This is a genomic window from Serratia sp. MMO-28 (assembly GCF_037199905.1).
GTDB classification, from domain to species: Bacteria; Pseudomonadota; Gammaproteobacteria; order Enterobacterales; family Enterobacteriaceae; genus Chania; species Chania oryzae.
This window is the reverse complement of sequence record NZ_JBBCVB010000017.1, coordinates 48,637-74,113: the sequence shown is the minus strand read 5'-3', so window position 1 is coordinate 74,113 and position 25,477 is coordinate 48,637. Positions and strand designations below refer to the sequence as shown.

The 25,477-nt window shown below is 48.5% G+C and carries 24 protein-coding genes and 2 pseudogenes; 11 read left to right on the top strand and 15 right to left on the bottom strand.

Annotation, left to right across the window (positions count from 1 at the left end; all coding sequences use genetic code 11):
• The first annotated feature begins 33 nt into the window (after nucleotides 1–33).
• The 3 genes from WG891_RS15985 to WG891_RS15975 all read left to right on the top strand — a co-directional run bounded on the left by WG891_RS15985 (nucleotide 34) and on the right by WG891_RS15975 (nucleotide 2,102).
• Entirely contained in the window at nucleotides 34–1,407 is a 1,374-nt protein-coding gene (locus WG891_RS15985) for a hypothetical protein (protein WP_337263635.1), read from the top strand.
• 111 nt (nucleotides 1,408–1,518) lie between these two features.
• Nucleotides 1,519–1,809, top strand: a complete 291-nt coding sequence (locus WG891_RS15980; RefSeq protein ID WP_337263636.1) for a CopG family ribbon-helix-helix protein — start codon at nucleotides 1,519–1,521, stop codon at nucleotides 1,807–1,809.
• Complete coding sequence (locus tag WG891_RS15975; protein WP_337263637.1) at nucleotides 1,797–2,102, top strand: type II toxin-antitoxin system RelE/ParE family toxin; 306 nt, start codon at nucleotides 1,797–1,799, stop codon at nucleotides 2,100–2,102. The genes WG891_RS15980 and WG891_RS15975 overlap by 13 nt, the downstream gene beginning before the upstream one ends.
• Nucleotides 2,103–2,122: 20 nt before the next feature.
• Here WG891_RS15975 and WG891_RS15970 read toward each other — a convergent pair whose 3' ends face one another.
• The 6 genes from WG891_RS15970 to WG891_RS15945 all read right to left on the bottom strand — a co-directional run bounded on the left by WG891_RS15970 (nucleotide 2,123) and on the right by WG891_RS15945 (nucleotide 7,364).
• Complete coding sequence (locus WG891_RS15970) at nucleotides 2,123–2,731, bottom strand: CbrC family protein (protein WP_337263638.1); 609 nt, start codon at nucleotides 2,729–2,731, stop codon at nucleotides 2,123–2,125.
• 27 nt (nucleotides 2,732–2,758) lie between these two features.
• A complete protein-coding gene (locus tag WG891_RS15965) occupies nucleotides 2,759–3,019 on the bottom strand; it encodes a bacteriocin immunity protein (RefSeq protein WP_337263639.1) in 261 nt (86 codons plus the stop codon).
• Nucleotide 3,020: 1 nt separating this feature from the next.
• A complete protein-coding gene (locus WG891_RS15960; protein ID WP_337263640.1) occupies nucleotides 3,021–5,324 on the bottom strand; it encodes an S-type pyocin domain-containing protein in 2,304 nt (767 codons plus the stop codon).
• A 465-nt stretch (nucleotides 5,325–5,789) separates the two neighbouring features.
• Entirely contained in the window at nucleotides 5,790–6,542 is a 753-nt protein-coding gene (locus WG891_RS15955; protein WP_337263641.1) for a hypothetical protein, read from the bottom strand.
• Entirely contained in the window at nucleotides 6,539–6,865 is a 327-nt protein-coding gene (locus tag WG891_RS15950) for a hypothetical protein (protein WP_337263642.1), read from the bottom strand. Before WG891_RS15950 ends, WG891_RS15955 begins: the two co-directional genes overlap by 4 nt.
• A gap of 64 nt (nucleotides 6,866–6,929) precedes the next feature.
• Complete coding sequence (locus WG891_RS15945) at nucleotides 6,930–7,364, bottom strand: DUF6530 family protein (RefSeq protein ID WP_337263643.1); 435 nt, start codon at nucleotides 7,362–7,364, stop codon at nucleotides 6,930–6,932.
• Between the two features lie 213 nt (nucleotides 7,365–7,577).
• Here WG891_RS15945 and WG891_RS15940 point away from each other — a divergent pair, with 213 nt between their 5' ends.
• A complete protein-coding gene (locus tag WG891_RS15940; RefSeq protein ID WP_337263644.1) occupies nucleotides 7,578–8,138 on the top strand; it encodes a recombinase family protein in 561 nt (186 codons plus the stop codon).
• Nucleotides 8,139–8,187: 49 nt separating this feature from the next.
• Nucleotides 8,188–11,203, top strand: a pseudogene (locus WG891_RS15935) (Tn3 family transposase).
• A gap of 49 nt (nucleotides 11,204–11,252) precedes the next feature.
• On the opposite strand, the gene WG891_RS15930 reads toward WG891_RS15935, so the two are convergent.
• Entirely contained in the window at nucleotides 11,253–12,338 is a 1,086-nt protein-coding gene (locus tag WG891_RS15930; protein ID WP_337263645.1) for a type VI secretion system Vgr family protein, read from the bottom strand.
• Nucleotides 12,339–13,313: 975 nt separating this feature from the next.
• Between WG891_RS15930 and WG891_RS15925 the strand changes: the two genes are divergently transcribed.
• Entirely contained in the window at nucleotides 13,314–14,057 is a 744-nt protein-coding gene (locus tag WG891_RS15925; protein WP_337263646.1) for a helix-turn-helix transcriptional regulator, read from the top strand.
• On the opposite strand, the gene WG891_RS15920 is transcribed toward WG891_RS15925, so the two are convergent.
• A complete protein-coding gene (locus WG891_RS15920) occupies nucleotides 13,974–14,678 on the bottom strand; it encodes an acyl-homoserine-lactone synthase (protein ID WP_337263647.1) in 705 nt (234 codons plus the stop codon). The genes WG891_RS15925 and WG891_RS15920 overlap by 84 nt on opposite strands.
• A 402-nt stretch (nucleotides 14,679–15,080) precedes the next feature.
• Between WG891_RS15920 and WG891_RS15915 the strand changes: the two genes are divergently transcribed.
• The 3 genes from WG891_RS15915 (at nucleotide 15,081) to WG891_RS15905 (ending at nucleotide 17,214) form a co-directional block, all read left to right on the top strand.
• Entirely contained in the window at nucleotides 15,081–16,130 is a 1,050-nt protein-coding gene (locus WG891_RS15915) for a hypothetical protein (RefSeq protein WP_337263648.1), read from the top strand.
• A gap of 85 nt (nucleotides 16,131–16,215) precedes the next feature.
• The gene (locus WG891_RS15910; RefSeq protein ID WP_337263649.1) at nucleotides 16,216–16,791 is read left to right on the top strand and encodes a transposase; all 576 of its coding nucleotides are present in this window, start codon (nucleotides 16,216–16,218) and stop codon (nucleotides 16,789–16,791) included.
• A 63-nt stretch (nucleotides 16,792–16,854) separates the two neighbouring features.
• A complete protein-coding gene (locus WG891_RS15905; protein ID WP_337263650.1) occupies nucleotides 16,855–17,214 on the top strand; it encodes a hypothetical protein in 360 nt (119 codons plus the stop codon).
• A 39-nt stretch (nucleotides 17,215–17,253) separates the two neighbouring features.
• Here WG891_RS15905 and WG891_RS15900 read toward each other — a convergent pair whose 3' ends face one another.
• On the bottom strand, nucleotides 17,254–17,499 hold the full coding sequence (locus tag WG891_RS15900) for a helix-turn-helix transcriptional regulator (protein WP_337263651.1): 246 nt from the start codon (nucleotides 17,497–17,499) through the stop codon (nucleotides 17,254–17,256).
• 411 nt (nucleotides 17,500–17,910) lie between these two features.
• Between WG891_RS15900 and WG891_RS15895 the strand changes: the two genes are divergently transcribed.
• On the top strand, nucleotides 17,911–18,141 hold the full coding sequence (locus WG891_RS15895; protein WP_337263652.1) for a hypothetical protein: 231 nt from the start codon (nucleotides 17,911–17,913) through the stop codon (nucleotides 18,139–18,141).
• A gap of 271 nt (nucleotides 18,142–18,412) precedes the next feature.
• On the opposite strand, the gene tnpC is transcribed toward WG891_RS15895, so the two are convergent.
• From tnpC to WG891_RS15875, 4 genes are all read right to left on the bottom strand, one after another.
• On the bottom strand, nucleotides 18,413–19,984 hold the full coding sequence (gene tnpC / locus WG891_RS15890; RefSeq protein WP_337263653.1) for an IS66 family transposase: 1,572 nt from the start codon (nucleotides 19,982–19,984) through the stop codon (nucleotides 18,413–18,415).
• Between the two features lie 19 nt (nucleotides 19,985–20,003).
• On the bottom strand, nucleotides 20,004–20,351 hold the full coding sequence (gene tnpB, locus WG891_RS15885; protein WP_337263654.1) for an IS66 family insertion sequence element accessory protein TnpB: 348 nt from the start codon (nucleotides 20,349–20,351) through the stop codon (nucleotides 20,004–20,006).
• On the bottom strand, nucleotides 20,348–20,992 hold the full coding sequence (gene tnpA, locus WG891_RS15880; protein ID WP_337263655.1) for an IS66-like element accessory protein TnpA: 645 nt from the start codon (nucleotides 20,990–20,992) through the stop codon (nucleotides 20,348–20,350). The genes tnpB and tnpA overlap by 4 nt, the downstream gene beginning before the upstream one ends.
• 326 nt (nucleotides 20,993–21,318) lie before the next feature.
• Nucleotides 21,319–21,555 carry a hypothetical protein gene (locus WG891_RS15875; protein ID WP_337263656.1) on the bottom strand — a complete coding sequence of 79 codons (237 nt, stop codon included), beginning with the start codon at nucleotides 21,553–21,555 and terminating at the stop codon, nucleotides 21,319–21,321.
• Nucleotides 21,556–21,962: 407 nt separating this feature from the next.
• Between WG891_RS15875 and WG891_RS15870 the strand changes: the two genes are divergently transcribed.
• Nucleotides 21,963–22,676, top strand: a complete 714-nt coding sequence (locus tag WG891_RS15870) for a replication initiation protein (RefSeq protein WP_337263657.1) — start codon at nucleotides 21,963–21,965, stop codon at nucleotides 22,674–22,676.
• A gap of 121 nt (nucleotides 22,677–22,797) precedes the next feature.
• Here the strand turns inward: WG891_RS15870 and WG891_RS15865 are convergent.
• Both WG891_RS15865 and ltrA read right to left on the bottom strand, forming a co-directional pair.
• Nucleotides 22,798–23,217: pseudogene (locus tag WG891_RS15865) on the bottom strand (DUF2913 family protein); the annotation flags it as partial.
• Nucleotides 23,218–23,306: 89 nt separating this feature from the next.
• Complete coding sequence (gene ltrA / locus WG891_RS15860) at nucleotides 23,307–24,815, bottom strand: group II intron reverse transcriptase/maturase (protein ID WP_337263714.1); 1,509 nt, start codon at nucleotides 24,813–24,815, stop codon at nucleotides 23,307–23,309.
• Between the last annotated feature and the right edge of the window lie 662 nt (nucleotides 24,816–25,477).

The following is a 25,477-nucleotide window of genomic DNA, read 5'->3' as shown; positions in this document are numbered from 1 at the left end:
CCCCAGATATACCTCATTTTCCAAGGAGGGAGTATGGATCAACAGAGAGTACCATCACCCAGAGAGCATCATTTTTTCGTTAGCATCGCCAAGTTCCTTTTCTATCATCCAGAGCATGGGATTGTCTCTGTACAGGATCCGATAAAACCCAAAGATGCAGAGCGGTATGGGCTCAGCCCCCTCATACTCTATGGCTTGTCTGTTTCTGGCTTGCCCATCCGATGGATGACCTTTACCTCGATAGATCACCCCAGGCCTTTCAAGGAGATTCTGCAGGAGGCGTGGCACCACGCAGAGGGGTTACGTGGTCAACCTGATAACTTGCGGATTAACCGCCATCTCGCAGCAGCCAGTCCAGAACTGCTAAGGGATATGGAAAAGACAGGTATTCAGGTCAAGATTGCCAATGCCTGGGATAAATCGCTTCCCGCTTCCCTGCGCTCTGCCCAGGACGCCAGTCGGTGGCTGCCGAGAAAAGGTGCCCCAAAAGACCCGTCTCTAACCGGGTCCCTCCAGGCTCTTTGTCAGGCGGCTAACAATGAACACCACTTCCGTATCAGAACGGGCTGCAGATATGTAAACAACCGCGAGGTTGAAGACAGGATCCAGCAGTGGTTGGCCTTACCGCTGCAGGTGCCAAAACCTGTGGTAAACGCAGGGCTCGACTGGAAACCCGGTCCATGGTTGTCATCTTGGTTGTCCTCGTTACCCCCCGATCAGCCCCGTTATTTCCACCACGACGACTTTGACAACAGGATTTGTTTATTGACTGGCGAAAAAATCCCGGATGAGACCGCGGATGATGAGGACTTCTGGGATGACAACGCGGCAAGGCTCATCAACAACCTTGTGGCATGCTGGCCCAATCCGCTTGTAGCGATTGCCCGGTATGCAGGGATCACCTTACGGGAACTTCAATGGTTCACTTCGGAAAAGGCCCCGCTTACGCAACAAGTGCGTATTGAATTGGAAAACTTGCTGGGGATTGAATACCGCGAAAGAATAGGGAGTTATGTCTGCGCAGGGCCTTATGTTCTGATAGCCCACAAACAACGCGCACTGAGGGAAATCTACGAAAGCCTTTCCAATGGCGGGGATGCCTGTCCCGTTGAGATTGTCCCCCATCAGGGAAGCGCAGATCCAAGCTGGCGATACGTGTTGATCAACACATATGGTGCCCCTCCGAGTATTATAATGGCACCTCGTGGCGTAAAAATCACAGATCACCTACCGGAATTGCTGATGAATTATGGAGGGATGATACCTGTTTCTCCAGCGTTCTACCGAGATGTTGTTTCTACCTGTGCACGGGCCTGCCGTGAACCGGCAACCAACATTCGCGAAATGAAAGACTTTGCGAAACGCTACGAAGAACACTGGGTAAATTGTGCATGGCGACCTGAATGAGACCGTCTGGGGATAACTCAGAACCCGCAAAATACGAAGAAGTGTACGTGACACAGAAATTCATCCCAGCTACTATCATTGGTGACACCAACGACAGTAACCGGAGTGCCCATGACTGAATCCTCACGCCAGACTACCACCCTGCGGATCGAGCAGGATATCAAGGAGCGGTTGAAAGCATTGGCAGAAGACCGCCACAGTTCCACCCATGCCTTGATGCTCGAAGCCATTGCCGAGTACGTTGATCGGGAAGAAAAACGCAGCCGCTACCGTAAAGAGGCGCTGGCCACCTGGCAACGATACCAGGAAACCGGGGAGCATATTACCGCTGATGAAACGATCGCCTGGCTCGAATCCTGGGGAACCGAGCACGAACAGGGCGCACCAGCATGCCACAAGTGATTGTCTCCGCATCGGCCCGACACGATTTGCAGCGACTGCAGGACTTTCTCAGAAAGAAAAACCGGCTGGCCGCAAAAAAAGCCGCTGAGGCGCTGATAAACGGCATCCGAAAACTGGAGAGCCTGCCCGATATCGGACGTCCGATCGAGCATCTCCCGCTGGACTATCAGGAATGGATAATCCCGTTCGGTGATAGCGGATATGTCCTGCTTTATCGCCACGATACGGGCGCAGACCGTGTGGTGATCTTGACGATCAAGCACCAAAAAGAGGCCGGGTATTCTCACCCATAGCAATCACAAGCACAAACCACTCAGAAGAAATCCCAGTTAAAAACAACCAGGCTACAGTGCCGACAGATGAATTTATAAACACCTTGATCACCACCAGGATGGTAGTCTCTCATAAAATAAGACCAACTCTCCGCATCTTGCTCATAATCATGCATCCACTGCTGGCGCGTTTGTTCACTGGCTTCGGCCACATCTTCAGACGTGGCGTCCCCATGGTAGACACACGCATCATTACAATGTGTTGCCCAGCATTGATCTTGCCATGAGTTGTAACCTGGCGTCTGCTCACGAACTGTGGTGACAATGAGCTCAGCTAATTCCTCATCGTATATCTCATTGAAACTGGCTTGGTATTTTTTGGCCGCGCTACCGTCATGGATACACCATGGGCAAAGAGTGATATCTTTATTTCCTGCTACATAAATAGGGCCGGAATAGCTATAGGGACTTTCCTTCTGACAACAATCACATGTTGAGGTTGTTTTTACAAATACGGTTTTAACGTATTCATCACTGACATAGGTAAATGGCGGTAACTCTCTTCCCATTGCTGCTCTCTCAGACCTTGTGGTGATTTGGTTTTCAGATAACGGGTTATTTTTAATGATGATGCCCAATAAATGCGACATTATTGGGCATCAGTTACCAATCATGAATCAGGCAGATTTAAAACCGGGTTTACCATTTTTAGCTCGCCATTCTTTTATTTGCTTTACAAGCCCTTCAGGGGTGTCTTCCTGGTCGGGGGGAGGATAGAAAATTATATCCGTACCATCAGGATGCTCGGCTAAGCGGATAAACTCGTACACCGCGTTATCTGCCTCTTTTTCTGTAGGGTAATCAGCACTACACACTTTTTTAGCAAACTCTAGAAATTCTTTTTCTGTATATTCTGAAATTGTTTTTTTGTTGGTCATTTTACTTACCCCCATTCTTTGAATGAATTTCGACATGTCGTTTGGGTGTCAACACGCGAAGATTATCGACATTATAGACCTCTCCACCCTCGCTGATAGGTTTAACGTGATGGATTTCGTACTTATCCCGCCCACCCCATTTTTCCTTATTAGGCACGAAAGCAGAATATCCTTTTTTAAAGAAAGCGCGATTTCGGGAGTTAAATTGTTTCGCCAGGGCAGGATCCTGACCGACTTCAGTCCACACAGCTTCACGGAATTTATCAAAACTCTTAAACTCCTTACCACGCAATTTGTCAGCAATCTGACTCGGGATGGGAGCACCCAGTTCTTTACCTGCATTATTCAACCACCCCTCACCGACTGTCTGACCTTTTCCTTCAACCTTGCCCGGCAAGTCACGCCCGCTTTGCAGCATGATATAGAGAGATTTCATCTCGGTCTCTGCAGGGAACACCAAAATGAGATCACGAAAATCCAGATCATCAGCCATCGGGAATGACTCGATGAGCGGTTTGGTCGTGACAGGCGACTGATTACCTGTATTATCTGCAGCAATCTTTCCTTGCTGAGGGGTGACAAGTGGAGGTAACCCTTTGTACCCAGGCGTTTTATCCGGTGATATCAGAATGGTTCGCGACGGTATTTCATTTTCCGCCGGAACGGTATAGCTGTATAACCCGGTGACCTCATCGCGCACCGTCTGTACAACCCGCACGGGTGTAGGTGTTGTCGTGCGTACCAGAGCGGTTTTAAATGTATTATCACTGAAATACACGCGTCCACGAACAGCCAAATCCACTGTCCCTTTGGCGGCTGCGGCCGCTCTCAGGGTTTTATCATCAGGCAGTTTAACGGCATCCGCAGGCATGGCCGACAGGAACATATTGGACTCGTCACGGCCAGGCACCTTGTCACTGCCTTCACCGGCACTGGGTATGTAGGCAATGGAAGCTATCACCGTCCCCCAACCGCTACCTTTGATAACGACACCAATCAGGTCGGCAAGGGCTGTTCGTACGGATGCCCAGGCAGCTGTAGCTGCAGCCCCGTCCAGTGCCAAAGAACCCAGGCCGGTTTCAGCAAAGGTGATAGGCGCAGCGGAAGCAGCCATGGCAGCAGGAAAACCGGACAGGCCAAACACGTTGGGTTGTTCCAGTTTCGACATGGCCGCTTCTTTTGCTGCCGCCTTGGTTGCCGCCTCAGCATCGGCCTTGGCTTTGGCTTCTGCCGCCGCTTTGGCATCATTGACGGCTTTTTGACGACGCGCTTCAGCATCCAGCAAAGCCTGCTGTTCTTGCCTGAGTGCATTCAACCGGGTCTGTGCATCAGTCTTGTCCTTGGTAGCCTGGTTGAGACGCATATTGGCATCGTTCAAGGCATTCCGCAGGGCATTAACTTCATTGCTTAAGGGACCAACCTGCGGCTCTTTTTTGGCAAGCTCGCTCGTTGCAATATTATAATCGCCAATAGCATCCATACCGGCTTGGCGAGCATTCCAATCTTTGATATTAAAAATAGGGCCGTATACTTTCGCTATGGCCTCCATTTGAGCGTACGCCGATGCAGCCTGGTTTTTCAAAACCGCAATTTCATTCTGCAATGCATTGAGCTGGGCGGTTTTACTGTTCAGCCTCTGTTCCACATTGGTCTTGTCAGATTGTGCCTGATTGATGCGTTGCTGGGCTTCATTGATTTTCCGTTCAGCGGCTTCAATAGGGTGTGCGGCATCCCATTCATCCTGTTTTCGCTTGGCTTCCTCATCGGCTTTGCGTTTGGCTTCCGCTGCCGCTTTTTCCTCCGCCAACTTTTTGGCATTGAGTGCATCCAGTTGGGTTTGAACCAGGGCTCGAGCTTGATTGATACGTGCAGTTTCAGTTTGCGCCCAGTTCTGTTTGGAAGGGATGGTCGGGCGAGAGTAAAGATATACACCCGTGATAGCGTTATTCCCGTTGACCGTCACCGTGTAGATATACCCGTCAACCGCAGCACGGTAACCGTTTTCTACCTTGGCAGTAGCATTGGTGCGAACATTATCATTGCCACTCCCCCCTTTACCATCGGACCAGTGAATGGAGTTATCACTCACCCATTTCATTCCACCTGTGATTTCTATTCGTACCTCACCCGCAGGATCATTTTTTTTCGGGGAAGGGACACCAGGGTCATAATTCCAGTAGCCGTTACCCCGATCTCCAGCATTTCCGCTGGGACTCCCCGACCCCATGTTTACTCCGCCAGTTGGCCCGCGTCCACCGCCGCCAAACTGGTTGTTATGGGCATTGTCAGCACCATTTCCACTCATATCGTTATCCTCAATTGTGTTTTAATAAAAAGCACACAAATACTGTATGCATATACACATTAAAACCGTTATGGGAAGGTCACGAGCATCATGGGTTGTGTAGAGATTGGCACACAACATAGCGCTTATCAGTTTTGCAGTAGTGTTGGCACCGTTATTGTGAGCCGAGAATTGGTGTTGATTGCAAGTCGGAGGGATGTCGATGGCAGCCGTTACAAGTGCCGAGTTTCTGACCTTCTGAGGCTAAAGATAAAAAGTAAACCCGCGTTCTCTGCGTTTTCCCTTATTAGGGGTCTGAAGCCCAACTGTACGAAAACGTACGCTAAGTACATTTTTTGAACTGAATAATGCTTTGAGGAAACGGTGTTACTCACGACATGTGGACACGTATGAAGCGGGATTCTGGTTTTCAAACTGTTGCGGGTCGAGTCCGCAACAGTCACTATAATTAAATACCGTCGTCATTTATAAGGCGTAGTTATCTGCCCACGATGTGGAATAATCATTAGCTATGCAAAAATCATACATTCCAGCAAAGTCATGAATTCCCTCCCTAGTTAACTCAGCATGGATATGATTGCAAATTATCACTCCATTATTGATATCCAATGCTAATAAAGGTGATGTGGTTACACTTTCTATATGGGCAAATTGAACCTCAGATAAATTACTGAAAATATAACTAGAAAATTCACACTGGCTTATGTTATAAGAATTGATTCTTTGTGCTTTTAGTTGGTTGCGTTGACTATTTATCTGATGAACAAATGATGTTCTAAGTTCATTAAGAACTGAGAGTGCCGAAATAGATTGATAAATAGTCCTGACATACTTTAAATATAGGTGGGTGTTCCCATAGCTAGAATTTATTCTAAAATCAAGAATGCCACTAAAATCAGGCCCGGAAATATACAATTCATTATCTATTTCATAAGGATTTGAAGGCGAGACATACCCATCGATACCCTGCCGAACATAGACATTGTGAGCGCCAGAATTACTGGTTCTTAACAAATTTTTAAGTTCAGATATTTTAATGTAACACAATCCATTTCTCCAAACTAAAATGCTTCGTTCAAATGAATTTTTTATCCCCGTAAGTGTTCTGGAGCTTAAACAATCTAGTAAGGCAGGATTAAATTCTATAGTATGCTGATGCATATTAATATCAAGAGCAGTTAATGTATAAAAATTTGATGATGGAAAATTCGCACTCATAGTTCACCACCGGTTAACCGCTTGAATACGTTATTAATATCCTCGCACACCTTATTGAAATTTATATCATTTTCAACGTTAACGTTTTTGTCTGGATGAAAAATACTTAGATAAATCTTCCTTAGATCATTTGCTTTCCTCTTGTCAACCATGTGTACTTTTTTTATTCCAAGATACTTGTCAAATATTTGATTGTTTTCTTTGAAATAGAATGCAATCTCATGAATTCTATTTTTAAAATAACAAGTGTTTTCACCATCTTCCAATAGTGAATTTTTATTGACAATTCTAACCCCTACATTTGATTTTTTAATTAACTCCATTTGACACTCCTTTATGAAATATTACACATATAGTTATGCTTTCTATGTGAGTAAATACGCTGCATCAATAACCAAGTTTTTTTAATTCAGTGGAAAGCCTTTTTAAACTTTCATCTAAATACTCCTTGTTTTCTTTAATCTCTTTTTTCATTAATTCTATATGATGCTTTAGATCCGGATTATCTGTTGAACGATGTACCGGAAAATCATCCGTAGATGTAAGGTTATTATTATTACGACAGTAATCCATTGCAATGCAGATCAACGATGCTAAATCTATAACTCGGTGAAGTGGTAACTCTTCTGATTGACGGGACCATTTATCCCCTGGGTTTCGCCAGACCTTGGCCGACAGTTCTGTCCAACCCGCTGTATTCCATTGAGCAATACCAATGGACAAGCCCATAGCGTCGGTATCACCGACATAAGGTCCATCAATTTTGTCGTAATTTGGGACTTCCAAAATGGGTTTGTGCTTAAGATGTGTTGGGATTTTCATTATTGACCTTACTTAGTAATGTTTGTGAATTCTATAATCACATAAATTATAAACGTTTGTAAAGTGAAAGTTAATGTCAATATAAGCTATACCCTAACCTGACGTCAGGCCGGACAGTGAAAAACTGTCAGAATAAAGTCACTCTGCATATTTATTGACACAAGTAATTAAAGGTCATAGATTCTTTCCTGACACATTCAGTATTGGAGGCGTATGAAAGGTCAACGTATTGGCTATATCAGGGTAAGTAGCTTTGACCAGAACCCAGAGCGGCAATTGGATCAGACTCAGGTGGATAAAGTCTTTGTCGATAAAGCATCGGGTAAAGATACCCAGCGGCCAGAGCTGGATTCACTGTTGTCATTCGTGCGTGATGGAGACATCGTGGTGGTTCATAGTATGGACCGGCTGGCTCGTAACCTGGATGATTTGCGCCGTCTGGTACAAAAGCTTACCCATAAGGGTGTGCGTATCGAATTTGTTAAAGAATGTCTGACATTCACTGGCGAAGATTCACCGATGGCAAACCTGATGCTCTCAGTGATGGGGGCTTTTGCCGAGTTCGAACGTTCTTTAATCCATGAACGTCAGCGTGAAGGCATCGCTTTAGCCAGGCTGCGTGGAGCTTACCGTGGACGGAAAAAATCACTGTCCTCAGAACAACAAATTGAAGTTCGACGGCGAGCAACAGAGGGTGAGAAAAAAGCGCAGCTTGCTCGCGAGTTTGGTATTAGCCGTGAAACGCTGTATCAGTATCTGAAACAGTCTGATTAACATCTCATTTTTATGTATTCGTATGTGAGCCGTAGCCAGGGAGGCACTTTTGCCAGCAGATTTTTTAAACGCGGAACAACGTGCCAGTTATGGTCGGTTCTCTGGTGAGCCTAATGACATTCAGCTTGCTCGTTTCTTTCTGCTGGACGAAGTGGATATGGATTTCATTAACAACCGGCGCGGAAGGGCAAACCGTCTGGCAGTGGCATTGCTGATTGGCAGCGTTCGATTTCTTGGCACATGGCCTTATGACTTGTCAGCGATCCCGACCAACGTACAGTGGTTTGTTGCCCGACAGCTGGGAATATCCGATACGGGCGTTCTGTCCGACTACTCCAGAAGAGAAACTACGCTGCGTGAACATCAGGCACTGATCCGTCGTCAGTATGGCTATCGTGATTTTTCGTGGCCGTGGACTTTCAGATTGAGCCGGTTACTGTTCACCCGCAGCTGGCTCAGCAACGAACGACCGGGTCTGCTTTTCGATCTGGCTACCAGTTGGCTTCTGCAAAATAAAATACTGTTGCCGGGCGTCACCACGCTGACCCGTCTGATATCCGAAATACGTGAAAAATCAGCAGACAGGCTCTGGTCACGTCTGTCCGGGCTGGCATCAGGCGAGCAGTGCTCATTACTTGAAGAACTGTTACAGGTGTCTGACGGAGTACGAACCTCACGTTTTGATCAGTTAAGAAAAGGTCCTGTTGCCATCAGTGGCCCAGCATTTAATCAGGCCGTTGCGCGCTACCTGAAACTGAAAGCATTTGGCATGCAGGATCTCGACTTCACCGGTATTCCTCCGGTGCGTTTCAATGCACTCGCCCGGTATGCTGATATGATTTCAGTGTACAAAATAGCCCGGATGCAGCCCGCAAGACGAACAGCGATGCTGGTTGCGTTTGTCCGTTCCTGCGAAATATCGGCACTGGATGACGCGCTGGACGTTCTGGATGGGATTATCGCTGATATCGGCCGGGAGGCGAAAAAAATTGGGCAGAAAAAACGACTGCGGACACTAAAAGACCTTGATAAGTCGGCATTAGAACTGGCACATATCTGCTCGGTGCTCCTGGATGAAAATATTGACAGTGAGTTGCTCCGCTCGACGATATTCGGGAAATTTCCTCCGGCCAGGCTGGCCGATACCATCGCATTTATAAACACCATCGCCCGACCTTCTGACGCCAGTTTTCACGATGAAATGGTGGAGCAGTATGGGAGAGTCCGTCGATTTCTTCCCAGTTTGCTGGAGAATATTGAATTCAGCGCCGCTCCGGCAGGTGAAACAACGCTGGAGGCTATACGCTACCTTGCGGCGATCAGGTCAACCCGGAGGCAGCATATTGATGATGCGCCAATGGCGATAATTACCGGCCCCTGGAAACGACTCTGCTATGGCAAAGACGGCCATTTATCCCGACAGGGCTATACCCTTTGTGTTATGAATAAGTTACAGGACAGTCTGCGACGTCGGGATATTTACGTCGCACGGAGCGAGCGCTGGGGAGATCCGCGGGCTAAACTTCTCCAGGGGCAGGACTGGCACACCAACAGAGTGCAGGTATATCGCTCCCTTGGGCATCCTCTCAACGCCGGAGAGGCCGTCAATGCACTGACCAGGCAGTTGGACACTGTGTACCGACAGGTCGCTAAAAATTTTGCCGATAATCAGGCTGTCTCACTGGATTTCACCGGTAAACGCACGAAGCTGACCATTACTCATCTGAACGGACTGGATGAGCCGCCGACGCTGAAGTTACTCTCGAAACGTATATCTGACCTGCTGCCAATTGTCGATCTGACAGAACTCCTTCTCGAAATTAACGCGCATACCGGGTTTGCAGATGAATTTACCCATGCAAGCGAGGCTGGCGCACGTATGGATGATCTGACCGTCAGTATTTGTGCCGTATTGCTGGCTGAAGCCTGTAATATTGGTATGGAGCCCTTTATTCGACCTAATATCCCGGCACTGACTCGTTATCGCCTGAGCTGGACCAAACAAAATTATCTCAGAGCAGAAACGCTGGTAAAAGCAAACGCTAGACTGGTTGATTATCAGTCTACACTGCCTCTGGCTCAGAAATGGGGCGGTGGTGAGGTAGCCTCTGCCGACGGCATGCGATTTATTGCCCCGGTAAGAACGGTACATGCAGGCCCTAATCGAAAATATTTTGGTTCCAGCCGTGGGATCACTTGGTACAACTTCATTTCAGATCAGTACTCCGGATTCCATGGCGTTGTCGTTCCAGGCACGCTAAGGGATTCCATTTTCGTGCTGGAAGGGCTACTGGAGCAGCAAACCGGACTAAACCCGACGGAGATAATGACAGATACGGCCGGTTCCAGTGATCTGATCTTCGGTCTTTTCTGGTTACTGGGCTATCAGTTTTCCCCCCGTCTGGCTGATGCAGGAGCCTCTGTATTCTGGCGTGTGGATAAAGATGCAGATTATGGCGTGCTGAATGATATCGCCCGCAATGCTGCGAATGCCCGGAAGATAGAGCAACATTGGGATGACATGATGCGCATAGCTGGCTCCCTGACGCTGGGGACAATTCGGGTGTCAGTTTTGATTCGTTCGTTGCTGAGCAGCGATCGCCCTTCAGGATTAACACAGGCAATTATCGAAGCCGGGAAAATAAATAAGACACTGTATCTGCTGAATTATATTGATGATGAGGATTACCGACGTCGCATTCTGACCCAACTTAACCGGGGAGAAAGCAGGCATGCCGTCGCCAGAGCCATTTGTCACGGGCAGAAAGGCGAGATCAGAAAGCGCTATCAGGATGGGCAAGAGGAACAACTGGGCGCTCTGGGGCTGGTGACCAATGCCGTCGTGCTCTGGAATACCATTTATATGCGGGCGGCACTGGCACATTTACGTGATGAGGGCGAAGCCATTAGCCATTAATGAAGACGATGAGTCTCGGCTGTCACCACTGCGCCATGCGCATATTAATATGCTGGGTCACTATACATTCACGCTGGCAGAACAGGTAACAAAAGGACCGCTAAGGCCACTTAAGCAAGCGGAAGAGAGCGATGAATGGCCTTTATAATTATCTTTCGTCATGGCAGCGAAAATACCATTCTGGTTAAAAAACATACTTAACGTACATTTTCGTACGGTTGGGCTTCAGACCCCACAATCAACAGGCCGTTCGGGGCTTCGGGCCAGTCCTTGCCCGGTGTGGTGATGACCATGCCGGGGCGCAGCATCATGCTGTTGCATTGGCCCTCAAAGGTGATTTGCTCCGTCAGGTAACGTTCCTGGCGACGCTTGGCATACCACATGCCCTGCCCCGGCTCCGTACTGTACTCCTTGCCCGGTTCGGGATACGATTCCCCCCAGCGGTAATCCTCGGCAACCAGTGCAGGATAGTCGGGGTTGGTCTCCGTCACCGCCAGCATGTCGCTCTGCGCACGCGGGTAATAGTCGTCGTTGACGGTCACCTTTCTCGGGATGGCCTTGCGGGTTACCGACATCCCCCAGACTGACTCCTGCCCGCCGTCAAACAACCCGGCGGGGTGACGGAAGGGAATGGCCCCCTTTTTCGCAAAAGCGTGCGCATTATCCGCCAGGACCATCACATCGCAGTGGTTCTCCTCGTCGTATTCAAAAAAATAGGAGACACCACCGTCAGCCAGACGGCGTGCAATATGGGCATATTCACTCTCTCCGTACTGGATCATTATGGGTTTGAGGGGGTACTGGTCACGGAGCGCGAAGCGGAAATCCAGCCGGTCCATGTTGAAACGCAGGAGGGTGTTCTCCATCATGCTGATAATACTGTCATTCTGGTAGACCGCGTTATTTACGCCTTGGGTCAAACGAGCCAGACGATGCTCAAGGGTCACGACATAACGGGTTTCATCGGCGGAGGTGCCGCACTGACGGAACTGGGTGATCACCCCCGGCAGAATACGCGGTTTGACCGATTCCCAGGGCTTGCCATCGGGGTACATCAGAAACAGGGCGGAATAGTTGATGATGGGGTGCGCGGGAATATCTTTGGTCGCGCTGGTAAATTCAATCTCGTAACGCAGAATGGTGCTGATGGCCTCAACACCCGAAAATCTCAATACCGAAATCCCGATCCCCGGCTGCTTGGCCTCCAGGTTGGGAAAGCGCAGTTGGTAATGGTTATGGATCGGATATTTACCACCGGCAAGAATGTAGTCCTGAATGCTCATTGTTCAATTCCCTTTAACACAACGCCATCGTCAGGGAACCGTTCACCAGGAGCCGACGTTATCGCTGTGACGTTAATCCACCGTCTGAAATCCAGACCCGCCATTGTATAAAATTCAAGGGGTCTTGCCAGCTTTTTTAACCGGCATAATTGCTGGGCTGGGCCGCACTTTTGCACACAGACAGGTCATAGGTACCCGAAAAATGGAGATTTATAGGAATGTTCTCGGCAATGTCACAGCAGGCAGATACAACGATACCAGACAGGGAGATAACGGTAGCCGGCAAAAAGTAAAGAGGCTCTTGTAACAGAAAGGTCACCCTGCATGTGCGAATTTATCAGGCATGACAAGCACTGAGGATGAAGGCGGTTTACCAATAAAGTACAGTGCAAGACTGTACTTTAGTCTATCTATCATTCATTAATAAAACACCCTATTGTTTCTGCATAAGAATTAAAGTGTTTTGAATGCGAAAAAAACTGATCCTGCTTGGAGGATCAGGTGCCAAATTGGCCAACACCAGGGAAATTTTCACCATTATTGCGAATAGCCGATAACCTGTCAATTTTAGTCTCATTCTGTAATAACCGAGTGAGGCTACAGGGGTGTTTCTGGCGAATAAAAAAAATCCTATCACACTGTTATTTAAAAATTAATTCAAAAACCTCAATCAAGGTCCTCTCTCAAGGAGGGGATAGCATCATACGCCCATTCCATTCTGCTGACGTGCTTACTCTTTATCTCGCTATTTTCCCTTTTGATATTAAGGAATTGATGCTGGCTTCTCAGAATAAGGTTAAACAGCGCCTGTATTTAAAGAGTTGCGGTCATCAGTATCACACTCTCCTGTTCACGTCATGAAATACCCGCGTGTCGTTCAGATAAGCATTCATAGGGGTATGACAATTATCCCGCTGCAAGATCTTATGCTATACTCTTCACATTACGATGGATTTTTATCAAGGAGATACTTGGGTGTCCACTTCATTTTTTAATAATACGTTTATTAATACCTCCATAAAAAATTATTTAGAGAAGAATCTAAAAGCTTTTCATAATATCAAATACGCTTATGCCATTATGAATAAAAAGAATCCGAATGATTTCGCTATCATTTCGAATAGAACAGAATGGTTTGATTTTTACATCAAGAATAACTTTCAGTTCATCGATCCGGTTCTGATCACGGCCTCATACCGTTTCACCCCCTTTTTATGGGATGAGAACATCATGATCAGCTCAGGATTAAAAATGCCCAAAATTTTCGACATGGCTAAAAACTACGATGTCATTAATGGGTATACGTTTGTCCTGCACGACCATAATCATAACCTGGTGGTTCTCTCTCTCATCATGGACAAGTCTTGTGACGATAATATAGAAAAAACAATCGTCGACAAAAAAAATGACATTCAAATGCTCTTGTTGGCAACACATGAGAAATTAATCGCCCTCTATCAGGAGGTGAACGATCCACATCACGTCGATAAGAAAAGCCAGAAAGAAATCCTCTCCAAGCGTGAAAATGAAATACTTTACTGGGCAAGCATGGGAAAATCCTACCAGGAAATCGCCCTCATCCTGGAGATCAAACTCACCACAGTAAAATACCATGTGGGTAATGCCATCAAAAAACTAGGGGTGACCAATGCCAAGCATGCCATAAGGCTCGGCGTTGAGTTGAAACTGATCAGACCGGTTCTCCCTGACGCGGAATGAAAATGGCCACACGTTTAATGCGTGACTCGAGAGGGGGGATTTTTTGTTGATACGCTTTATCAACAGGTGTTGATTATGCTCATCGACAGGCATATGGATCAGATAAATATTCTGACGCTTCTCCGATAGCCCCTTTTCAACAACAGAAACCTGCCAACCGGAGCGTTGAAAGATAATCAGCATCGGGTGACTGACAATCGCATAAATCCCTTCATAGCCCTGGCTTCGTGCATAATTAATCATCGACAGAAAAAGAAGTAAACTGACCGGATGTTGTTGCAGGTGAAGCGCCCTGATGCGTTCTTTATCAATAAATAAACGACTGGCTTCAACATAATGTCCCTCAGGCAAATGCAAATGAGAAAAATAAGGTTTGAATGTATCAATGATCATGTTAGGGAATTTTGTTTCGATAAACCGCAAGCTGCAAATAATCCCTCCGTCATAGACACCAAATATATAGGTGGTGTTTTTATTATCATACCCATCAAACTCCATATTGTGTTCGCAACTGACCCTCCAGTTAAGGCGATCTTTAAATGTTTTCTTCCTGAGCGAAAACAACTCCGCCGAACGGCTCTTGGACAATGAATCATAATCTAAATCAAAAAACTCCATCATATACTCTATTCCCCAAAATTAAATCACATTTAAATATTGTCATAAAAAATGGCGGGCAATTATATCAGAGCCGTTATAACAAGTAAATTCGAAAACCCTGACCATCCTATTTCAGAGCAAAAGTTCATTAAAAAACAATAATCCTGGCGCTTCTTAAGAAAAAACAATGAAATAAAATACAACACAATAATGTTAAAAATACACCTTCTTTCATTTACACTATTTATACTGCCCGTAGTATCGTTATTTATCTGTCTTGAGAACCATGATATTTTTACTGTGTAGTCTGTCAGTACGACACGCTGCATGAGGGACTACATGGCAATATCTGCCTCGTTCAGTGGCGTGGCAGAGAGAGGATCCGAAGAACATCATTCCGCCTGACACAAAAACGAGGGACCGATGAATAACGATGCCGTTTCGCCGCTAAACTATACGCAAGAAGCCCTGGAACATCTCGACGATATGGAAAGAGCGATATACCGTTCAGCCCCCTATTCCGCCCATGTCATCCGTAACTTCGCGGACATGCTCAAGGACAGCCCTAAATTTATTTTAACCAACTGCGCAGAATTCATCGCTCCAGAAGAAATGCGTCAGACCCATCTTGATCTTGCCCGATTACCCTATCCCGTGGTCACTTTTGAGATCCCCTGGGTGAAAGAGGCCGCTCTCGAGCACTATACGGATTTTCCAACCCGACTGTCGACCAAACGCATTGCCTTGTGCTGGGAACTGAATGCCGCATTCGAACCTGTCCCAGGCTGCAACAAGGTGTCACATCTTTATCCCGGTGGCGGAGTCTTCATCGTGCCAATCTATTGGACAGACCACGACCAACGCTGGCACCCCTGTTATGGCGGGACCTTCTTTCCCCATGATAATACGATGAACAAGGGGAGCAATTTTGAAAATCGGCCCCCGGCCTCTCACATTGCCCTTGACGCCATCAAAGAAGCGGGGTTGATAAAAAAAGGGCAAAACCGGCACTACCGTGCAGAGCCTTTTATTACCCTTCCCGAAATTGCCCATCAGGCAGAATTGATGATGGGCAGTAGAGAAAAGCTGTTTGCCGATATTATCCTCAACACGCGAGACGAATTGTACGCTTTCATTGGTGCCTGCAGCATCCTGAACTGCGCAAACGTCACCATAGAAACGCTGAGGCCAAAGGATTTTGCTGCAAAACCGGTCAAAGGGAAAAAAAAGCCCGTCGGCTCCAAACCCCGATTTACCTACAAGATCCTGCAAATCTCCGATGAGAAAAACACCTATGCAGGCCATGACAGAAGCTCTACACCCGGTATACCGTCAAAACGCATGCATCTGCGACGTGGCCATATCAGAAGACTGGCAGAACGCCTGATCTGGGTGAGGCCCGCTATTATCAATGCAGGGAGCCACACGGGCAGCGTTGCAAAGGACTATCAGGTCAGCACCCGGCTAAAATAAGGCACAGCGACCCTGCAGGGACAGCACGCCGAGTGTTGGTTGAGCCTGCAAGGCACTTGATATTCAACGCAGATGAGGGAAAAAGATGGCAATGGCAGACTTTCGCCGGATGGCAGCAAAAATGGCCCAGCATATGCAGCAACTGGACGCTCAAGGCATCACAGAGCCGCACCAGATAATCCACCTGATGATGGGTTATACCCCCGAATTGCACCAGATCTGGACCGGCACCACCGATAAAGAGTTGATGGCATTAGCACAGGAATACCCAGGCTTTTATCGCTACGCCCTCATCATGGAAACCGCATTTGAACAGGAGAGTCAGAAGCCATCGCGGCCTTATGACAGCCAGCCTGAATTCTCGGTGGCGAACAAACAGACCCTGGAACAGATACTGACGACAGCGGCCAATCTGGAACGCGGCTACCTCGCTTATCAGGGACTGGCCCTGTCGGTATTTGACGAGCAGATAATCCAGCTTTACCAATCTCTTCAAGTATGGCAGGAATGTGTGGAGAACTTCAGGAACACATTGAATGCCGATGAAAACGTGACGCCGATGCAACGTGACTACGTTCGTGCCGGATTGACGCGAATGGCCGATCGGCTTATGGATTTACAGGCCAGACTGCAGGGCCGTAAAAATGACACCCCGGAGTAAAGCGTGAGTAAAGAACACGCCCTATCCGATCTCCACCCAGACTGAATTCAGTCCTGAGGAATGATGACTAAAACCGACGCCGGGCATTTACTTGCCCTTCATTTATCTGCGGCTGATATTACGTCAACCTGGAGGGTTCTGACCGCACAGGAAGGGGTTGAGCCTTTGTATTACAATCAGGCTATTTATACCGACAAGGTGTGTGCGGAAGGTTTGCTGCGTCATAACCAGACATTGCTCGCTTTCTTCTTTGTCACAAAAAGAAATGACAGCGGCTCACTTGTGATAATGAAACAGAGGTTCGAAGCTGCGGATAAACAACAGCTAAGAGGGATCCTGCGATTACGCTCCGAATCGCTGCACAACACCCGCGGCATGCTCACCTGTGACTTTCTGAGGGCAAGATCTGATCGCGGTTTATAAAATAGTATCAATGTGCGCGGTTTAAACGTGAATTTTTGGTCAGTCATCCATGATATCAACAGCCAAAGTTTTCACCCGTTGACGCAGAATTTCCGCTGGTAGCATATCGATCTCTGACAACATAGCCGCCAGGGACAAGGCCTGAATAGCCAACACAATCCCCCTCGGTGGGCTTGCCTGTTCATAACGGATGTAGGTGCGCATCGAGATACCAAATTCCTCCGCCGTCCGTCTCTGCGTCCAACCCAGACCCGTTCGCCAGAGTTTCAACTCGAATCCTGTCATGACTGCCCCTACAAAATATGCCATTTTGTCACATTCTAATAGTTTGAGATTGTACGCCGCAAACCTAGATTTTTCCGCCGCCTGTCACTGTGGGCTTTGTCACACAAGCGACCGATTGAGTGACCCCCGCTAAGCCGTCGTTTTAGACGTTAAACCCTGTCATAAAACCCGTAACTTATTCAACATGGGGTTCTTCGCCGGAACCGCCGAAATTTCCGGCATCAGGGATTAGACGACTTTTTGAGCATATTTTCATATACTGATGCGTACGATTACGGTGCCATCAATGAGAATTGATGCGTACCAGCTATATGAGACGTTGCGATCAATATTTTTTCGCGCCGAATAGTCATTGCTTTACTGTCCGGTTAACGGCGGTCTTATGTATAGACCGCCAAAAATGGGGTCGTCATGAGCAAATTAAATAAAGAACCTATCCTGGGACTGGATGATGAGGAAATAGCCCTGCTTATCGATGCACTGACAGCGCTACGCGCCGAACGCGGGAAAGTCTGGAATACGGCCTGTGACATAGCTCAGGTGGCGAACAAGCGTCCGCCATCGCTGAAAAGGTATGGTATTGATGACATTATACGGCTGGCTCGTCGGCTGGGTGCCAGAAAAACGCACTGGCTGGATTGATACGGGCTGCGATCATTTCCTCCAAAAGTCCCACCGTTATGATCTACCCTATTGATTACATTAATTATGGCGTTGGATTTCCGTCATAAGAACCTGATACTTGTACCTCTGCATCTCCCCATTGCTCATGTTCCGGTTCGTCAGGGTCAAGGTACTTGCGGCACTTGGCGTGAAGCCAGATATTCATAGGCCGCAGATTAACAACTTCCACTTCGTCAAATTCAAAATCGGCATTATCAATGTAAGCGGCTCACCTGAACCGTATTGACGTTTATTCAGCAGTAAGGTCGATTTTCCATGGCAGCAGCTCACGAACCCGATTAGCTGGCCAGCTCTGGATATGGCTGATGACATACCGAAGCCATGCCTCTGGATCTACCTTGTTTAGCCGACAGGTACCGATCAGCGAGTACAGGATTGCTGCCTGTTCACCACCGCTGTCCGAACCGGCGAACAACCAGTTTTTCCGGCCCAGAGCCACACCGCGCAGCGCGTTTTCCGCGATGTTGTTGTCGATTTCCGCCCATCCGTTACTGCAGTACAGATTCAGCGCATCCCACTGTTTCAGCAGGTAGGCGAACGCTTTCGCCGTATCTGAGTGGCGTGACAGCACCTTCATCTGCTTCTGTATCCAGTCGTACAGCGACTGCATCAGCGGGAGGGTTCTGGCTTTTCTGACCGTCAGTCTTTCGTCTGCCGGACTACCGCGTATCTCCGCTTCGATGGCGTACAGTTCACTGATGCGCTTCAGCGCTTCGGTTGTGATGTCTGTCGGGATGCGGACATGGACGTCGTGGATTTTCCGGCGGGCGTGTGCCATACACGCCGCTTCGCTTATGCGCCCATCTTCGTAAAGCGTATTGTAGCCACCGTACGCATCAGCCTGCAGGATACCGCTGTATCCGGTCAGATGGTGTTGTGGATGAACACCCTTTCGATCAGGTGAGTATGCGAACCATACCGCCGGCGGTAGCGGTGAGCCTGCGTTGCGATCATCCCGTACGTACACCCACAGCCGTGCCGTCCGGGTTTTGCCGCTACCCGGCTCCTGTACCGGCACCGGGATATCGTCGGTATGCACCTTCCCCGGCATCAGCACATACTGGCGCAGCAGTTCCCAGAGCGGCTCCAACAGTTCGCTCACTGCACCGGACCAACGCCCCAGCGTGGCCCGACTCAGCTCCACGCCCTGACGGCGGTATATCTCCGACTGGCGATAGTGAGGTGTATGTTCTGCGAACTTCGCCGTGACGATGCGCGCCAGCAGACCCGGGCCAGCGTAGCTGCGTTCGATGGGTTTTGATGGCATGGATGCCTGAACGATGTGGTCACATCGGCAACAGGCCAGTTTTGGCCGCTGCGTTTCGATAACCTTAAAAGCGCTGCTGATGAGCTCCAACTGTTCCGAGACATCGCAGCCAAGCGGATTCAGGCCACCACCACACGCCGGACAGGCGATTTCCGCTGGCGGCAGATTGCGGGTTTCACGCGGGAGTGATACCGGCAACGGTTTGCGGGCCGAAGACTGGCGTAGCGGTTGTGGCATATCCGGGTCATGCTGTTCGCCCAGCACTTCCGCCATCTCTTCCTGCAGTGCACCGATACGCTCCTGTGCCTCACACACCTGGCGTTCCGTTTTCTGGCGCAGCTTTTCAGAACTTTTACCGAACTGCATACGCTGCAGTTTGACGACCAGGGCTTTCAGCCGGTTGATTTCGCTGGCGTAAGCCGCCACCCGCTGTGAGAGCAGCCGGTTATACTCCGCCATCTGGCGAAGACTTTGTTGCTGAGCGTCCAGCAGTGCCCGAAGTCGGGTATTCTCGTCGAGGAGTGAACGATCCATTCTTCTACATTACAGCAGGTTATATGCGTATTCCAGGTCGTTCCATCCGCTGCGGATGTTTCCAGTTAATGCCTTCCAGTAACATGGACAACTGGGCGGGTGTCAGATGTACTTTTCCGTCGCGGGTCACAGGCCAGACGAAGCGCCCACGCTCCAGCCGTTTGATGAACAGGCACAGGCCGTCAGCATCAGCCCACAGAACTTTAATCATGTCACCCCGGCGGCCACGGAAGATAAAAACCTGCCCGGAGAAGGGATTATCTTTTAGCGCATTCTGCACTTTAGATGCCAGACCGTTGAACCCGTTGCGCATGTCGGTGACCCCTGCCACGATCCAGATACGTGTTCCTGCGGGCAACATGTTCATTGTGCACCGGCCTTCATTTCACTGATCAACATGCGCAGAAGCTCGGGTGTCAGGCTCCCGCGGATACGCAGTATTCCTGAGGGAAGCGCCAACTCGCAGCAGGGTTCCCCGATGGACTGTTGCGATATGGCCGGTGTCGGCTGTTCAACCACCGTCGTTGTTTCAGTCAGTGTAACGGGCAGGAGCAATGGCCCATCACCCCGTGGGCGCAGAAGCCCACGTCTGTAAAGGTTACGCCAGTTGAACAACAGGTTGTCGTTGATACCGTGTTCACGCGCCAGTTGCGCCACATTAGCGCCGGGCTGAAGCGACTTTTCTGCCAGGTTGATTTTAAAATCACGAGGAAAGTTGGGCCTGCGAGGCCGTTTGCGTACAACGGGCTCTTCCGACAAAACAGGCTCAGGGGGGGCAGATACCTCAGACCTGACTGTTGTGGTACGCGCTGGATAAAGTAGGGCTTCGAGCTTGGCAGAGGTCATGCCCTCAGGCAATGGCCAGCTAATCCCCTGTTTTCTGAAGCGAACAAAGAGATCACAGATGGTGCTTTTGGGAATGCCAAGCCGGCGGCCAACTTCGACTCTGGATATACGCACATCAAGATGTAAGTGCAATGCATCAAGGAGCAAGGTCCGGTATTTCACAGCGATAATGTCCATTATGAATGATGGACATCATTTTCTCTGAACCGGAGAGATATCGACAGACGGTCTAAATGAGCCGCTTACTTATCAATTAGCCAGTCCTGAATAATTTCTTGGAGATCATTATCGTCAAGCTCTATTTTGCGCTCAACAAATCCTTCGTCTTTATAGTATTTAACAGGGAAAACCGTCCGCATTTTCAACTGTCCTCTGTCCGTTGAAGTAAGCCTGAACATCGCATTTAAACTGGCAGTAACCCGGTCACTGGCCCAATGATATACAAAATTTTGGCGGCTTTCCGCTTACAATATCCAAAATATTATGCGTCACGGAAATTTCGGCGTTTCCAGAGTACAAATCCAATGAATGGCTGGATCTTCCATCAGACGAAGAAGATCGCAAAGGATCCTTTTTTGCCCCTCCCTCCTGCAAAGCAGGTCTTTTTTCGTTGCTGGACGCACCACAGGTGCATGGATCGCAACGAGCCGTTGCGATAGTTGTCTTACAACCGAAAGAGCTACCTTGGCTTTTCTAGCAATGATGATGTAGGTTCCATTTTTCACCGTGGGACCCACTGGTTTCCAGTGGGGGCTATCGTAGTGACTATCATAGTAACTTTAGCTTTTTCCCATACTCAGGTTATCCACATATCTACAGACCTGTTTTTTAAAGATTTTTTTATATTTATTTTTAAAAGATTTTAAAGCTTTTTAGGGTTCATGGAGCCCTTGCTGGGCGCGGCCTTCAGACCTGTCAATATGGGAAACAGCTCAACGTTGTATGGGAAGAAGATAAAGTTACTGTGGGTAATAGGATAAGTTGCTATGGGTAATACCTAAAGTTTGCATGGGAAACACCTAAAGTTAGTTTTATTTCATGGCAAGTATGGGAAATACCCTAAGTATGCCTTGACCCGGCTGTTAACCTGGTGCAACTATGGGTACATTAAAAACAGCCCATAGATAGCCATATGAATGAAAATAAAGGGATTGTTAAAACCAACCGCCCTGCCATTGCCCAATCGAACGAACTCACCGAGGCAGCTTACTATCTCTCACTACAGGCAAAACGTGTACTGTGGTTATGTCTGATGGAAACCTACCGGCAAGAAGATCACCCCGGCACATTTACCGTTCGAGTTGCCGATTATCAACGCTTGTTCAAGGTAAGTCAGGCAACAGCCAGTACCGATGTCAGAAAAGGCATTGATGCGCTGTCAAACAGCTCTGTCACCTTCTTCCCCTCTGAGGGAGAGTACGAAGAACGGAAGCGGCCATGGTTGGCGGAAGCAGGCTTAAAGCGCGGGCGAGGCTCGTGGAATATTGAGTTCAATAATAAAGTCATGCCCTATCTACTGGATCTCAGCAGCCAGTTCACGACCTACAATCTGTATGATTGTGGCCGTATTAACAGTGTAAGAGCGATCCGGCTTTATGAAAGCCTGTGCCAATACCGTAAATCGGGTATATGGATTACGACTCCAAACTGGCTGGCTGAACGCTATCAACTCCCCCAATCACAGCGGGACAATTTCGCGGAAATGAAACGAACCTTCATCAAACCGGCGTTGGATAAAATCAATAAAGAAACCCCCTTGTCCGCTTCAATGTCAGAAACCGAAGACGGCAGGCTGATTTTCACCATCATCACCAAAAACCCTGAGCCAACATTACCTGGTATGTGAACTTTAGCTATTTCCCACATATCACCCTCTCGGTATCACTTTAGCTATTTCCCATAGCGGAGCTAACTTGAGCCATTTCCCATAGTGAGTTGCGTCGGCAATGCAGGCCAACAGGTTTCCATCAGGCGGGTTGGGCTAATGCCATCAGCCGAAAAAGAAAAGGCATGGGGTCATTCACACAGGCTTCTAGCTGCCAGCCACAGCGGCCCAAAAGTTTCTCAAACCCTGCCACATTGCCGGTCACGCGGGCCATAAGCGGCATAATTTGCTTACCCTCATCATCAAAAGCCACATCCAATGAGGATCGGGACACAAAGACCCCGTTTAGACGGGGATTCATTGCCACGGCATTCCGGCCGGTCCATTCCCTGTCAATCAGCAACCGGTAAACCCACTGCATCTCTTTAGCGGTTTCGAGGGCGTATGTCAGCCTGAACAAATCATTCTGCTCAGACAGTTCACCCGTGCAGGAACGCCACAGGTAATCAAGCTTGTGACGCAGCTTTGCTCTGGCCCCCAGCGTTCTCCCTTGCTTAAGCAGTGGAGTAAGAGACAGGACGTAGTCGGACTATTTTCCTGCCTCTCCTCCCCGAACCGGACGTGCGCCTCTCAGCGCATCCGGCTCTCCGTCTAAATGCTGTCCAGTGCCATAGCCACTTCAGCGTAGCGCGAGGTCCATGTATTTCTGGATTCTGTCCTCAGATAGGGGTTACCTTCGGGATTCCTCCAACGAAAACTTTTCTTACCTTGTCCGACCATACGGTACAGTATTTCACCACAGAGACTGCCATTGTTAGCCCTGCCAAACAGAATCCAGGTTCTGTTCATGCCTGGTTTTGGTGTTTTACACCACATGCGCATCAGTTGCTTGATACTTTTCCGGTATTTATGAGCCAGCCAGTAAGCCAGTTTCCAGAACACAACCCGGTCAATATAACTGAATATTTTGGCTTTGAAGTCCACAAATTGATAAAACGCACTCCAGCCTTTCAGTTTACGGTTGATTAACTCAACCATACTGACTTTACTCTCACTGTAGTTGCCTGATAATAGTGCCGTCAGCGATGCTGCGAAGTTTTTGGCCCGATCTTTGGGGATCGTGGTGACTACCCGCATTTTGCCATAGCGGCTACGTTTACGGATAATCCGATGTCCCAGAAAAACGAAACCATCGTTAACATGAGTAACTTTTGTCTTTTCCATGTTTAGCCTGAGTTTCAGGCTATCTTCGAGCACACCCCGGCATTCCTCCCGGATGGTCAGCGCATCTGCTTTCGTGCCCTTGACGATGATTACAAAATCATCGGCATAACGACAATATGTGACGGCTGGCCTGAGTTGCCTGTGCTCCGGTATCGCTACCGCTTGTCCATTCCGGACAGACCGGTTCCACTTTTCTCTCTCTTTCCTGCTCTCAGCACTCAGATAATGCTTATGCAGGTACTTATCGAATTCATTTAACATGATGTTCGATAGCAAAGGTGATATGACACCTCCCTGCGGTACTCCTTCGCTGGCAGCGCGGAAAAGCCCGGCATCAACGTGACCCGCTTTGATCACCCGCCATAGCAGGATCATGAAACGTGCGTCTCTGATCCTCCGTCGTATGGCTTTCATCAGCAGGTTATGATGTACCGTATCAAAGTAACTGGATAAATCTCCCTCAATGATCCAGCGCCCTCTGGCTTGCCCACAGTCTGTAAGTTGCAGTTTTACAGTACGTATCGCATGGTGGACACTGCGTTCAGGTCTGAAACCATAGGAAAGAGAGTGAAAATCACACTCCCAGATCGGTTCCATGGCCATCAGCATTGCCCGCTGAACAATGCGGTCACGCAGCGAGGGTATACCCAAAGGACGTTGTTTACCATTTGCCTTGGGTATATAAACCCTTCTGGCAGGGAGTGGTCGATAGCTACCCGAAAGCAACTCATCTCTGAGATTATTCAATTCCTCAGTTAGTCTGACCTGCAATTTTAGCCTGTCGACCCCATCCACACCGGGGGTATGAGCCCCTTTTGTGCAGAGCGTAAGTCGTGCTGCTTCAGCAAGCCAGTCCGGGTGGGTAATCAGACGCAACAACCTGTCCACCCGGAAGGATGGATCTGTTGTCGCCCATGTGGCTAATTTGCGTTGCATTTCACTGATTATCAAAGGTCTTCACCTCATTTGGTCAGTTATATTACTCAACAAATACATTTAAACTGCCTCCCTTCGCCATGTAATGGGCTTTCCCCATTTCGGACTACTACGGAAGCTCCGCCAGTCAGTACGGCATCAGGGCCATGCCCCCTTAACATCCGTCACTGACCTTCCCCGGTTTATCTGTCTGGACTCAGACATACTGATTAGGTTGCCCATCGCACTCTTTACCCTTGCTTGCCGCAAGTTGACAGGAAGCAGCAGCCCGTTCTGTGGTGGGACTGCTGTCCCGGCATCCCAAATGGTTGTCAGAATGCCTTCGTACCGACAGTACCTTACGTTCTGTCGGTTCCTCCTGTACGGCTTATCAGGTCACGTAAGCCGTGGTGACATTTCAACCCTCAGAGGCGGATTAATGGGTTCATGTTCTTCAACCTTTCAGCACTCAATCTTGGAGATCGTCTTGGCTTAGTGACCTCGCCTCAATCCCCTTTGTCAGCGGGTTACATTACCCTGCGGGCATGCCGCAGGTCACTGCCGCTCAGATTCACCATTGCCACAACCAATGGGATCGGCAAGTTGCTCATCATGAGTAATCTGCACGATATTCCAGACAAACTCGTGGTTCATATTGAGCATCCTTACTCTGCCTGAACTCC